A 12,455-nucleotide genomic window follows, 5' to 3' on the forward strand; every position below is an offset into this window, starting at 1 on the left:
ACCTTTCTGACGGTTGGTCACCGGACGCTCCTGATCGGCCGCACGGCGAGCGCGCCGAGCACCGAGAGCAGGGCTCCGAGAACGAACAGCGGGGTGTAGCCGCCGAGGGCGACCACGGCGGAGGCCACGAAGGGGGCCAGGATCTGCGGTCCGGCGTTGGCGATGTTCAGCACGCCCATGTCCCGGGCGGCGTCCTCCGCCTTCGGCAGCACCATGGTGACCAGCGCGGTGTCGACCGCCATGAAGCAGCCGAAGGCCAGGCCGTTGACGGCGGCGAAGACCAGCATCCCCGGCCAGGTGGGGCTGACCACCGGGATCAGCAGGGCCAGCCCCGAGAGGGCGGCCGAGACGCCGACGAACAGCTTGCGCCGGTCCAGGCGGTCGGAGAGCACGCCGCCGACCACGGTGGAGAGCGCCATGGTGACCGCCGAAACCGGGGTCAGGATCGCCACCGCCTCGGTCGGCTCCAGGCCGGCCGGCAGGGCGATGTGGTCCTGCAGGATGTAGAGCTGGTAGCCGACCACCGCGAAGTAGCCGAGCACCAGCAGCCAGCGGCCGATGAAGGCCCAGCGGAAGTCGTGCTCACGCAGCACCCCGAGGAAGGCGGCGGCCTGCTCCCGCAGCGGCGCGGGGGACTTCGCCGGCATCCGCTGTTCCTTGGCGCCTGCCGTGAAGACCACCGCGCCCAGCGCGACCAGCAGACCGAGCACCAGGTACCCGGTCCGGTAGTGGTCGGAGGTGGCCGAGGCGACCAGCACGCCGATCGTGGAGCCGACCGGCAGGCCCAGGCCGACCGCCGCCGAGGCGGCGCCGCGTCTGCCGAGCGGCACCCGGTCGGGCACCACCGAGGTGAGCGCGGACTGGTAGAAGTTCATCACCGCCTGGCCGAGGCACCAGGCGATCGCGACCAGCAGCACGGTGTCCACGCTGCCGAGCAGGGCCATCGCGGCGACGGCGGCGAGACCGCCGCCGAGAATCCACGGGTTGCGCCGCCCGGAGCGGTCCGAGAGCGCACCCGCGAGCGGGTTGAAGAAGGTCGCGAAGATCGCCGCGACCCCGCCGATCAGGCCGAGGTTGGCCACCTTGTGCGCGGCGTCGATCTGCTCGACCTGGAGCGGCAGCAGGACGCTGCCGACCCCGATGTAGAGCGCGTACATGGCGGCGTTGCCGGTGAACAGCAGCGGCAGCAGGCCGCGGGTGGCACGGTGACCGTCGGCGGTCTCGGTCTCGGCACCGGGGTGGGTGGGGGAAAGGGCCACATTGCCCTCCAAAGTGACTCAGGGGGAAGTCATGCTGATGAGGTTACACGTGTAACGCTTGCACGTGTAAGCAGCCATGTAACCCGCCCGTCCGCCCCCCGGCCAGAGGTCAGGCATGAAAAGATTCGAACCGTTATGAGCAATCGACCCGCCGCCGCCACCCCACCGACCAGCGCCGACGTCGCGCGCCTCGCCGGAGTGTCCCGCGCCACCGTCTCCTTCGTGCTCAACGACACCGCAGGAGGCCGGGTCGGCGAACAGACCCGGCAGCGGGTCAGAGCGGCCGCCGCCGAACTCGGCTACGTCCCGCACGCCGCCGCCCGCTCACTGCGCGCGGGCCGCACCGGCGTGGTCCTGCTGGCGGGCTCCGCGGCCCCGATCGGCCCACTGTTCAGCGAGTTCTACCGCGAGCTCCAGGGCGCCCTGCGCCGACACGGCTACACCAGCGTGCTGTACGGCCCCAGCCCGGGCCAGGGCGACGAACCAGCCCGCGCCTGGGCCGAGTTGAGGCCTGCGGCGGTGCTCTGCATGGAGCCGGTCCTCACCCCCGCCGGGGTCGACCTGCTGCACCGCTCCGGCACCCGGGCGGTGTTCAGCATGAGCACCGCCCCGGTCGCCGGGGCGCATGCCCTGATCATCGACCAGCCCGAGGTCGGCGCGGTCGCCGGCGCCCACCTGCTCGCGGCCGGCCGCCGCCGGATCGGCGTCGTGATCCCCGCCGACCCGGAGCTCGACCAGTTCAGCGGCCCCCGCCTCGCCGGGGTCACGGCCGCCACCGCCTCGGCCAGGACCGGGCCGGTGGAGACCCTGCGGCTGGAATGCACCGAGGCCTCCGGGGCCGCCGCAGCAGCCCGCTGCCGCGAACTCGGGCTGGACGGGGTGTTCTGCTACAACGACGAGTACGCGATGCTCCTACAGCGCTCGCTGCAGGATCTCGGGGTCGACGTCCCCCGGCAGGTCGCCCTGGTCGGCGCGGACGACCTCCTGCTCGGACGCCTGCTCCGCCCCCGGCTCAGCACCGTCGGGATGACCCTGATCAGCGGCGAAACCCTCGCCACCCTGATCGACCAGGCCATCGCCGACCCCACCGCTCCCCCGGGCACCCAGAACCTGCTGACCCTCCGCCTGATCGCCCGCGACTCGTCCTGACCGTCGGCTCGGGCACACGCGCTGGTGGCACACGCCAGGGGCTCGGGGAACTGCGAGGAGATCTGGCGTTCGGGTCACTGCGAAAGTGCCTGACCATCTACGCACGGGTGACCTCGTCTGAGGTCGGCGTCGCAGTTCCCCGAGCCCCTGGACCGTAGATGCTCAGGCGCCTGCCAAAGGGTCAGAACCCCAGCTTGCGCAGCTGCTTCGGGTCCCGCTGCCAGTCCTTCGCCACCTTCACGTGCAGGTCCAGGAACACCGGAGTCCCCAGCAGCGCCTCGATGTGCTTCCGCGCTGTCGTCCCGACGTACTTCAGCCGAGCGCCCTTCGCCCCGATGACAATCGCCTTCTGGCTCTGCCGCTCGATGTAGACGATGGCGTGGATGTCGAGCAGCGGCCGGTCCGCCGGACGCCCCTCGCGCGGGATCATCTCCTCGACCACCACCGCCAGCGAGTGCGGCAGCTCGTCCCGGACGCCCTCGAGGGCGGCCTCCCGGATCAGCTCCGCGACCATCACCAGCTCGGGCTCGTCCGTCAGGTCACCGTCGGGGTAGAGCGGCTGGCCCTCGGGGAGCAGCTTGGTGATCAGGTCGCCGACCAGCTGGACCTGCTTGTCGCCGACGGCCGAGACCGGAATGATCTCGGCCCACTCGATGCCGAGCTCCTGGCCCAGCTGGTGGACGGCGATGAGCTGTTCGGCCAGCGTCTTGGAGTCGACCAGGTCGGTCTTGGTGACGATGGCCACCTTCGGGGTCTTCTTGACCTCGGCGAGTTCCTTGGCGATGAACTTGTCGCCGGGGCCGAGCTTCTGGTCGGCCGGGAGGCAGAAGCCGATCACGTCGACCTCGGCCCAGGTGGAGCGGACCAGGTCGTTGAGGCGCTCACCGAGCAGCGTGCGCGGCTTGTGCAGGCCGGGGGTGTCGACCAGGACGAGCTGGGAATCGGGCCGGTGCACGATGCCGCGGACGGTGTGGCGGGTGGTCTGCGGACGGTCCGAGGTGATCGCGACCTTCGTCCCGACCAGAGCGTTGGTCAGGGTCGACTTGCCGGCGTTGGGACGGCCGACGAAGCACGCGAACCCGGAGCGGTACGGGGAGGAAGGGGCAGTCATGCCGACCATTCTCCCTGATCCGCCGAGTGGGAACGGTCACCCGGTCTTCTTCCCGGTCACCGCGCCCACCAGAACCAGCAGAAACAGCACCAGGGAGCCGACCAACCAGTACGGCGATCCGGTCTCCTGCCACCGCCCCAACCCCATCAGGCTCAGCAACACCCCGGCGAAGAACGCGAACGGACCCATGCCGGTCAGATTATCGACCGCCGAGCCCGACGGGGTACGGCGTCTCAGAAACTGTGCCGCAGGACCCCGTCCGGACCGGCCAGGTGCAGCGGTGCCCCCGGGCCGCCGAGGTCCCGTACGGCGGCCAGGTCGGCCTCGGTGGGCGCGAGCGCCTCCGTCACCACGGCGGCCGCCTCCAGGCCCTTGGCACCGCTGGCCACGGCCATCGCGACGGCGGTCCGCAGGGCGCTCAGCTCCAGCGAGGGCAGCGCCACGCTGCCCGCCACGTACGTCCGTCCGGTCTCGTCCCGGACCGCCGCCCCCTCGGCCACGCCGTTGCGGGCGCGGGCCGAGCGGGCCAACGTGATGATCTTCTTGTCCTCGGCGTCCAGCTCAGTCAGCTCACTCATGCCGCCGAGCATAGGCGCCTGCCCCGAAGCCCCGAAGCCCGCCCGGGCTCAGTGCCTGAGCGCCGCCGGCGGTCCGGCCGGGCCGCGCATGTACGCGGCGTAGTTGGCGTGCCGCTTCCGCCAGTACGGGTTGTCGTGCGGCAGGTGGCGGCTGACCCGGCCGTACATGCCGAAGGTCGCGAGCACCAGGCCGAAGACGAAGCTGAAGATCACGTTGCTCATCCCGAAGGCCAGGAAGTTGGCGTCGGTCGAGAGAATCATCAGCCCGACGAACCCTGCCCCCACGAAGACGGTGCCGACCACCATGTTGATCCAGGACGCGATGTTGCCGCCGATCACCGCGCCGGCCATCAGGATCAGGCCGACCACGACCGACAGCAGGCCGAGCAGGCCGTTGCTGCTCATCCCGGCCACCCGGTCTCCCTGGGTGTCCAGGAAGCCCGGGCGGTCGATCAGCCCGAGGATGCCGAAGACCAGCAGGAAGACCCCGCCGAGACCGGCACCGAAGCGGTAGATCTGGGCCAGCCGGTGATCCACCGGCAGTTCGTCCTTGAGCTTCAGCATGACGTCCTCCAGGTGGCGCAGACCCCCTCAACCACGCTACTCCTCAGGCTCGGTGCCCTCCTGCGGGCCGGAGTCGGCCCGGACCGGGGCCACCAGCACGGTGCCGATCCGGTTCCGCCGCCCGGCCGCGCTCTCGGCGGTGAGCCGGATCGCGGTCAGGTCGGTGTGCGCGTCCTCGGGTATCGGCAGGTCGCAGGACGAGCCGGGGATCGGCACCCGGCCGAGGTTCTTGGCGAGCAGACCGCCGACGGTCTCCACGTCCTCGTCCTCCAGCTGGAGACCGAACAGGTCGCCGAGGTCCTCCACCAGCAGCCGGGCGGTGATCCGGTACGAGCCGTCGCCGAGGTCCTCGACCGGCGGGAGCTCCCGGTCGTACTCGTCGGTGATCTCGCCGACGATCTCCTCCAGGATGTCCTCGATGGTGACCAGACCTGCGGTGCCGCCGTACTCGTCGATCACGATCGCCACGTGCGAGCGCATCTGCTGCATCTCGCGCAGCAGGTCGGCCGCGGGCTTGGAGTCCGGGATGAAGACCGCGGGGCGGAGCACCGAGGAGACCGGCTCGTTCTCGGCGTCCCGGTTGATGTGGGTGCGCCGGACCAGGTCCTTGAGGTAGACGATGCCCACCACGTCGTCCTCGTTGTCGCCGACCACCGGGATCCGGGAGAAGCCGGAGCGGAGCGCCAGGGTGAGCGCCTGACGGACCGTCTTGTGCCGCTCGATCATCACCAGGTCGGTGCGCGGCACCATCACCTCGCGGACGATGGTGTCGCCGAGCTCGAAGACCGAGTGCACCATCCGGCGCTCCTCGTCCTCGATCAGGTCGTCCTTCTCCGCCAGGTCGACCAGCGCCCGCAGTTCGGCCTCGGAGGCGAACGGCCCCTCCTTGTACCCCTTGCCGGGGGTGAGCGCGTTGCCGAGCAGGATCAGCAGCCGCGGGATCGGGCCGAGCACCCGGGCCAGCGGCAGCAGCACGAAGGAGGCGGCGGTCACCGTGGTCAGCGGGTGCTGGCGGCCGATGGTGCGGGGCGAGACGCCGACCGCGACGAACGAGACCAGCACCATCACCCCGATCGCCAGCAGCACGGCCTCCCAGGTCTGGTGCAGGGAGCGTACGCAGACCACGGTGACCAGGACGGCGGCGGCCATCTCGCAGGCCACCCGGATCAGGGTGGCCAGGTTGAGGTAGCGGATCGGGTCGGAGGCCAGCGTCAGCAGCCGGTCCGCACCGCGCCGTCCGGCCCGGACGGCCTCCTCGGCGCGGAACCGGGAGATCCGGGAGATCCCCGCCTCCGCACAGGCGGCCAGCCAGCCGAAGCCGACCAGCAGGAGAGCTCCGATCAGGAAGCTCGTACTGTCACCACTCACAGACGGCCGTGCCCTAGTGGGTGGTCGGCGCCGGGGAGATCCCCGAGAGCCCGCGGCCGGCCCGCCAGTCGTCCAGGATCCGCTTCTGGAGGCCGAACATGACCTCCTTCTCCTCCGGCTCCTCGTGGTCGTACCCGAGGACGTGCAGCACCCCGTGGACGGTGAGCAGCTGGAGCTCGTCGTCCACGGAGTGCTTCGAGGGGGCCTCCTCGCCCTGCCGCTTCGCCACCTCGGGGCAGAGCACGATGTCGCCGAGCAGACCCTGCGGCAGCTCCTCGTCCTCCTTGCCAGGACGCAGCTCGTCCATCGGGAAGGACATCACGTCGGTCGGACCGGGCAGGTCCATCCACTGGATGTGCAGTTCTTCCATCTGGGCGCTGTCCACCAGGATGACGGAGAGCTCCGCCTGCGGGTGGATCCGCATCTGGTCGAGGGCGTAGCGGGCGACGTCGAGGATTGACTCCTCGTCAACCTCCCAGTCGGACTCGTTCGCGATGTCGATCGACATGTCGGGGTCGGTACTCAGCTTTCGGTGCGATGGGACTGGCGGGGGGCACGGGCGCCCTTCCGCTGAACTGGCTTACGGGGTACGGCGGGTGCGTCGGGCTCCTGCAGGGCGTCCCAGCGCTCGTAGGCGTCGACGATCCGGCCGACCAGCTTGTGCCGGACCACGTCGGTGCTGGTGAGCACGGAGAAGTGGATGTCCGGGACATCCATCAGGATCTCCTGGACCACCTTGAGGCCGGAGCGGGTGCCACTCGGCAGGTCGATCTGGGTGGTGTCACCGGTGACCACGACGCGGGAGTTGAAGCCCAGCCGGGTGAGGAACATCTTGATCTGCTCGGGCGAGGTGTTCTGGGCCTCGTCCAGGATGATGAAGGCGTCGTTCAGGGTCCGGCCGCGCATGTACGCGAGCGGGGCGACCTCGATGGTGCCCGCGGCCATCAGCCGGGGGATCGAGTCCGGGTCCATCATGTCGTGCAGCGCGTCGTAGAGCGGGCGCAGGTACGGGTCGATCTTCTCGAAGAGCGTGCCGGGCAGGAAACCCAGCCGCTCCCCCGCCTCGACGGCCGGCCGGGTCAGGATGATCCGGTTGACCTCCTTGGCCTGCAGCGCCTGGACGGCCTTGGCCATCGCCAGGTAGGTCTTGCCGGTACCGGCGGGACCGAGGCCGAAGGTGATGGTGTGCTTGTCGATCGCCTCGACGTAGCGCTGCTGGTTGAGGGTCTTGGGGCGGATGGTGCGGCCCCGGTTGGACAGGATGTTCGCGGTGAAGACCTCGGACGGTGCCGGGTGGTCCGGGTTGTCGGCGGCACTCCTGAGCATGGCGATGGAGCGCTCCACGGCGTCCTCCGTCAGGGGTTGGCCGGTGCGCAGCACCAGCATCATCTCGTTGAACAGCTCCTGGACCAGAGCGACCTCGGTACGGGATCCGGTGGCGGTCACCTCGTTGCCGCGGACATGGATGTCGGCGGTCGGGAACCCCTCCTCGATCACCCGGAGCAGAGAGTCGGTCGCACCGAGCAGGGTGACCATCGGGTGCTTCTCCGGAATGGTGAACCTGGCGGTGGCGGCGTCCCCGTCGGGACGCGGCTGTCCATTGGTACGGGTCTGCGGTGTCTCAGTCATGGGTCGGCGCTGTGGCCTGCCTCATCCCGTTCGTCTCGGGTGCCGCTCGGTCTTTCCGCGGTCACCAGGGTACGCCGCACCGTGGACCGTTGCGGCGGTGCGGCCCGCCGCCGGGGCGACGGAGTTCGATGGTCCGGGAGATGGGCCCGGGACGCGAGTGCTTTTCACTCAGAGCCGGGCCGGTACGGCGACGCGAGCCAGGTCCTCGGCCACCACCAGCTCGCCGTCGAAGTACTTCCTGGCCTCGGTCAGGTGCCCGGTCAGGTCCGGGTAGCGCTGCGAGAAGTGGGTCAGCACCAGGGTGCGCACCCCCGCCTCGGCGGCGGCCCTGGCGGCCTGGCCCGCGGTCAGGTGACCGTGGTCCTCGGCGAGCTGGGCCTCGCTCTCCAGGAAGGTCGCCTCGATCACCAGCAGGTCGGCGCCCTCGGCCAGTTCGCCGACGCCGTCGCAGAGCCGGGTGTCCATCACGAAGGCGAACCGCTGCCCCGGGCGGACCTCGCTCACCTCGGCCAGCGTGACGGTCCGTCCGGCCAGCTCGATCCTGCCCTCCCGCTGGAGCTGCCCGACGGCCGGGCCGCGCAGCCCGAACTCGGCCAGCTTCGCGGGCAGCAGCCGGGCCGAGTCGGGCTCGGTGAGCCGGTACCCGAAGGAGTCCACCGGGTGCGAGAGCCGGACCGCCGCCAGCTCGAACGGGGCACCGGGCGCGGGCAGCGGGCCCGGCTCCTCGATCGGGTGCGGGCGCAGCTCGGCGGTCTCGTGGAAGGCGGTGGCCTGCCGGAGCCGGTCGAAGAACACCTGGCCGCTGGCCGGGTAGTAGGCGTCCACCGGGTGCGGGACCCGGTCCAGGTTGATCCGCTGGATCACCCCGGCCAGGCCGAGCGAGTGGTCACCGTGGAAGTGGGTGACCGCGATCCGGGTCAGCTGGGTGGCCGAGACCCCGGCGTGCAGCATCTGACGCTGCGTCCCCTCGCCGGGGTCGAAGAGCAGGCCCTCGCCGTCCCAACGGAGCAGGTAGCCGTTGTGGTTCCGGTGCCGGGTGGGCACCTGGCTGGCGGTGCCGAGGACGACGAGTTCGCGCTGTGACACCGGATCAGACCATGCCCTCGCGCAGCGGCTTGCCGCCGAGCACGTGCACATGGGCGTGGAAGATGGTCTGCCCCGCCTTGGCACCGGTGTTGAAGATCAGCCGGTAGTCCTCGAGACCCTCGCCCTTCGCCACCGCACCGGCCTCTGTGAGGAGTTCGGCGGCGATCGCGGGCTCGGCGGCGGCCAGCTCGGCCGCGTTCGGGTAGTGCACGTGCGGGATCACCAGGATGTGGGTCGGTGCCTGCGGGTGGATGTCCCGGAAGGCCAGCGTCCGCTCGCTCTTCCGGACCACCGTCGCGGGGATCTCGCCCGCCAGGATCTTGCAGAACAGGCAGTCGGACTGCGGCTCGCCGGCCATTTCGCTCTCCTTTTCACGGTGATCGTCACTACCCGCCGCAGCCTAACCGAGACGGTCGTCGCAGGGGGCGGCCCGCTGCCGGGCCGCCCCCTGACGGCCTTACAGCTCCGGCCCGGTCAGCTCAGGACCGGTGACCGCCGGGGTCTCGGCCAGCGCGGCCAGCGCGATCCGGACACCCTCGGCGAGCTGCGGGTCCTCGCCGTTGGCCCACTGGTGCGGGGCGATCACCACCTCAACGTCCGGGTCGATGCCGTGGTTCTCCACGCCCCAGTCGTAACCCTCAAGCCAGAAGGCGTACTTGGGCTGGGTGACGCCGGTGCCGTCGACCAGGCTGTACTTGCCGTCGATACCGACCACGCCGCCCCAGGTCCTGGTGCCGACCACCGGGCCGATCTTCAGGGCCTGGATGGCGGCGTTCACGATGTCACCGTCCGAGCCGGCGAACTCGTCGGCCAGCGCGACCACCGGGCCGCGCGGGGCGTCCGCCGGGTACGGGGCGGCGCCGTCCAGGTCGCGGCCCACGTCCCAGCCGACGATCTTCCGGCTGAGCTTCTCGATGATCAGCTGCGAGGTGTGACCGCCCCGGTTCTCCCGGAGGTCGACCAGCACGCCCTCCTTCGACATCTCGACCCGCAGGTCACGGTGCAGCTGGGCCCAGCCGACGCTCTGCATGTCCGGGATGTGCAGGTACCCGAGCCGCCCGGCGGACAGCTCCCGGACGGCCGCCCGGCGCCCGGCCACCCAGTCGTGGTAGCGCAGCGCCTCCTCGTCGGCCAGCGGCACGATCACCGGGTGGCGCTCCGCGCCGTCCTTGGCCGCCACGGTCAGCTCGACCGGCTGGCCGGCCGTGCCCGCGAGCAGCGGGGCCGGACCGGTCACCGGGTCCACCGGGCGGCCGTTCACCGCCAGGACCGCGTCCCCGGCCCGGACCGCCGCACCGGGCGCGGCCAGCGGCGAGCGGGCCCGCGGGTCGGAGGACTCGCCGGGCAGCACCCGGGCCACCCGCCAGACCTCGCCGTCCCGCACCAGGTCGGCGCCGAGCAGGCCCTGCCGGCGCGCCGCCTCGGTGCCCCGCCCGGGCGGCATCACGTACGCGTGCGAGGTGCCCAGCTCGCCGACCGTCTCCCAGAGCACGTCGACCAGGTCGTCGTGGGTGCCCGCGCGGTCCACCAGCGGCCGGTACCTGGCCAGCGCACCGGCCCAGTCGAAGCCGCCGAGGTCGGCCCGCCAGAAGTTGTCCCGCATCAGGCGGCCGTTCTCGTCGAACATCTGCCGCCACTCGGCGGCGGGGTCCACGGTGGCCCTGATCCGGTCCAGATCGACCGTCAGATCGTCGTCGTCACCGGCCTTGTGGTCCGCCGGGAGAATGCGCAGGCCGCCCTCGTCGATGACCGCGATCCGGCTGCCGTCGCCGCTGACCCGGAAGTCGTCCAGCGCCTCCACCAACTGCTCGGCCTTGCGCTTCTTGAAGTCGAAGCGCTCCAGCGCCGGGCGCGGGTGCTCGTCCTCCAGCGAGGCGGCGTTGTCACCGAGCATGCCGAACAGCGGGTGCCTGGTCCACAGCACGCCGTCCTTGGCCGCCCGCAGGCTGCCGAACTGCCCGCCCTCGACCGGGAACGGGATGATCCGGTCGGCGATCCCGTCCAGATCCACCCGGGTCTCCGGGACGGTGGGCTCCTCCGCCGCCTCCTCGTCCTTCTTCTTCGGCTCCTCGTCCTCACTGCCGAGCGAACGCCCGGCCCGCTGCGGGCCGAACGGTGACGGGGTGTCGGCGGCCAGCGTGATCAGGAACGGCCGGGCGCCGGTCGGGAAGGACAGGTCGAAGACGTGCGCGTCGTAGACCGGGTCGAAGTTGCGCACCGACAGGAAGGCCAGGTGCTTGCCGTCCGCCGTGAAGGCGGGCGAGTAGTCCAGGAAGCGCTGCGGGGTGGCCTCGGCGACCGTACGGTCCGTCAGGTCGGAGAGCATGATCTGGCGCAGCGACTCCGAGTTCAGGGTCGGCTGCGACCAGGCCAGCCACCGCGAGTCCGGCGAGAAGGCCAGCCCGGAGACCTCGCCGTGGCCGCTCCTGGCCAGCTGGTGCAGGGTGCCGTCGGCGAGCGTGAGCAGCAGCACCCGGCCGTCGTGCGAGGCCAGCGCCAGCGTCCCGCCGTCCGGCGAGACGGCCAGGCCGAGCACCCGGCCGAGCTGCCCGGCGGCCAGCCGGCGGCGCTCGGCGCCGAGCACGGCGGGGGCGTACTCCACCGCGTCGTCGCCCTCGGCGTCGGTGATCCACACCGCGCCCTGCGCACCGTCCTGACCGGGCACGATCCGGGCCAGCCGGTGGCGGACGCCCGGGGTCTCGGCGAGCACCCGGGCCGGGCCCTCCTGGTGGGTCAGCCAGTGCACGCTGCCGCGCACCACCACGGCGCTGGCCCGGCCGGTCCGGTCCGGCGAGACGGTCTCCAGCTGGCCGGTGGCCGCGGTCGGCCGGGGCTGACGGCCCGTCCGGGGGCCCGCCAGCATGATCTCCAGGCGGCGCGGCTCGGCGCCCGCCAGGTCGTCCAGGATCCACAGGTCGCCGGCGCTGTGCCAGACGATCCGGGTGCCGTCGGTGGTGGCGTTCCTGGCGTAGAACTCACCGTCGCTGTGCCGCCGCAGGTCACTGCCGTCGGCCAGGCTGGAGTACAGCTGCCCGACGCCCTCGTGGTCGGAGAGGAAGGCGATCCGGTCGCCGACCCAGAGCGGCGAGTCGATGTTGCCGTCAAGACCGGCGTGCACCCGCTCGAACTCGCGCTCGCCGATCCACAACTTGCCCACCGTGCCGCCCCGGTAGCGCTTCCAGTACGCGGGCTCGGTACTCCGGGCGCTGATCAGCAGGGTGCGCTCGCCGTCCGGCTCCTGCGCCAGCCCGCCGACCGGCCCGTACGGCAGCCTGGTCGGCTCGCCGCCGTCCAGCGGGATCGCGAACGCCCAGCTGCGGCGCGAGGTCGCCTGCCCGGCGCTGGAGACGGCGACCGGAAGGCCGTTCTTGGTCCAGCCCCGCAGCCTGGTCCCCGGCACACCCCAGTACGTCAGCCGCCGGGCCTGGCCGCCGTCGGTGGGCGCCACGTGGATCTCCGGCGCACCGTCCCGGGTCGAGGTCCAGGCGACGTGCCGCCCGTCCGGCGCGAACCTCGGATGACTGACCGGCACCTGATCGGCCGTCAGCCGCCAGGCCCGTCCGCCGTCCAGCGGCGCGAGCCAGATGTCGTCCTCGGCGACGAAGGTCACCAGGTCGCCGTGCAGGTGGGGATGGCGCAGATACGCGCTCGCAGAGGTGGTCACTGCGTTACTTTACGCAGCGCGGGCGCTTCCGCACACGGATTAGTACA

12 protein-coding genes are annotated in these 12,455 nt (G+C 71.5%); 1 reads left to right on the plus strand and 11 read right to left on the minus strand.

Features of this window, described 5'->3' with window-relative positions:
- Positions 1–17: 17 nt before the first annotated feature.
- Positions 18–1,259, minus strand: coding sequence for an MFS transporter (locus ACXJMZ_RS11160; protein ID WP_457029848.1), 1,242 nt, complete (start codon positions 1,257–1,259; stop codon positions 18–20).
- Between the two features lie 135 nt (positions 1,260–1,394).
- On the opposite strand from ACXJMZ_RS11160, the gene ACXJMZ_RS11165 reads away from it, so the two are divergent.
- Complete coding sequence (locus ACXJMZ_RS11165; protein WP_457029849.1) at positions 1,395–2,408, plus strand: LacI family DNA-binding transcriptional regulator; 1,014 nt, start codon at positions 1,395–1,397, stop codon at positions 2,406–2,408.
- A gap of 181 nt (positions 2,409–2,589) precedes the next feature.
- Here the strand turns inward: ACXJMZ_RS11165 and era are convergent, their stop codons facing one another.
- The 10 genes from era to ACXJMZ_RS11215 form a co-directional block, all read right to left on the minus strand.
- Positions 2,590–3,519 (minus strand): GTPase Era, encoded by a 930-nt coding sequence (gene era, locus ACXJMZ_RS11170; protein WP_157531887.1) that lies wholly within the window; start codon positions 3,517–3,519, stop codon positions 2,590–2,592.
- Positions 3,520–3,555: 36 nt separating this feature from the next.
- On the minus strand, positions 3,556–3,708 hold the full coding sequence (locus ACXJMZ_RS11175; RefSeq protein ID WP_457029850.1) for a hypothetical protein: 153 nt from the start codon (positions 3,706–3,708) through the stop codon (positions 3,556–3,558).
- 44 nt (positions 3,709–3,752) lie between these two features.
- Positions 3,753–4,109 (minus strand): cytidine deaminase, encoded by a 357-nt coding sequence (locus tag ACXJMZ_RS11180; protein WP_457029851.1) that lies wholly within the window; start codon positions 4,107–4,109, stop codon positions 3,753–3,755.
- A 36-nt stretch (positions 4,110–4,145) separates the two neighbouring features.
- On the minus strand, positions 4,146–4,658 hold the full coding sequence (locus ACXJMZ_RS11185) for a DUF4383 domain-containing protein (protein ID WP_457029948.1): 513 nt from the start codon (positions 4,656–4,658) through the stop codon (positions 4,146–4,148).
- 39 nt (positions 4,659–4,697) lie between these two features.
- The gene (locus ACXJMZ_RS11190; RefSeq protein WP_457029852.1) at positions 4,698–6,029 is read right to left on the minus strand and encodes a hemolysin family protein; all 1,332 of its coding nucleotides are present in this window, start codon (positions 6,027–6,029) and stop codon (positions 4,698–4,700) included.
- Between the two features lie 13 nt (positions 6,030–6,042).
- Complete coding sequence (ybeY, locus tag ACXJMZ_RS11195) at positions 6,043–6,537, minus strand: rRNA maturation RNase YbeY (protein ID WP_057238632.1); 495 nt, start codon at positions 6,535–6,537, stop codon at positions 6,043–6,045.
- 14 nt (positions 6,538–6,551) lie between these two features.
- Positions 6,552–7,658 (minus strand): PhoH family protein, encoded by a 1,107-nt coding sequence (locus ACXJMZ_RS11200; RefSeq protein WP_457029853.1) that lies wholly within the window; start codon positions 7,656–7,658, stop codon positions 6,552–6,554.
- Between the two features lie 168 nt (positions 7,659–7,826).
- Positions 7,827–8,744 carry a ribonuclease Z gene (locus tag ACXJMZ_RS11205; protein WP_457029854.1) on the minus strand — a complete coding sequence of 306 codons (918 nt, stop codon included), beginning with the start codon at positions 8,742–8,744 and terminating at the stop codon, positions 7,827–7,829.
- A gap of 4 nt (positions 8,745–8,748) precedes the next feature.
- Positions 8,749–9,102, minus strand: coding sequence for an HIT domain-containing protein (locus tag ACXJMZ_RS11210; protein WP_457029855.1), 354 nt, complete (start codon positions 9,100–9,102; stop codon positions 8,749–8,751).
- Between the two features lie 99 nt (positions 9,103–9,201).
- Complete coding sequence (locus tag ACXJMZ_RS11215; RefSeq protein WP_457029856.1) at positions 9,202–12,408, minus strand: S41 family peptidase; 3,207 nt, start codon at positions 12,406–12,408, stop codon at positions 9,202–9,204.
- Between the last annotated feature and the right edge of the window lie 47 nt (positions 12,409–12,455).

The organism is Kitasatospora sp. P5_F3, assembly GCF_054049135.1.

Bases quoted from the DNA above. Each gene is read 5' to 3' on its own strand.
- ACXJMZ_RS11165 (WP_457029849.1), top strand. From the start codon at position 1,395: ATGAGCAATCGACCCGCCGCCGCCACCCCACCGACCAGCGCCGACGTC.
- era (WP_157531887.1), bottom strand. From the start codon at position 3,519: ATGACTGCCCCTTCCTCCCCGTACCGCTCCGGGTTCGCGTGCTTCGTC.
- ACXJMZ_RS11175 (WP_457029850.1), bottom strand. From the start codon at position 3,708: ATGGGTCCGTTCGCGTTCTTCGCCGGGGTGTTGCTGAGCCTGATGGGG.
- ACXJMZ_RS11180 (WP_457029851.1), bottom strand. From the start codon at position 4,109: ATGCTCGGCGGCATGAGTGAGCTGACTGAGCTGGACGCCGAGGACAAG.
- ybeY (WP_057238632.1), bottom strand. From the start codon at position 6,537: ATGTCGATCGACATCGCGAACGAGTCCGACTGGGAGGTTGACGAGGAG.
- ACXJMZ_RS11200 (WP_457029853.1), bottom strand. From the start codon at position 7,658: ATGACTGAGACACCGCAGACCCGTACCAATGGACAGCCGCGTCCCGAC.
- ACXJMZ_RS11210 (WP_457029855.1), bottom strand. From the start codon at position 9,102: ATGGCCGGCGAGCCGCAGTCCGACTGCCTGTTCTGCAAGATCCTGGCG.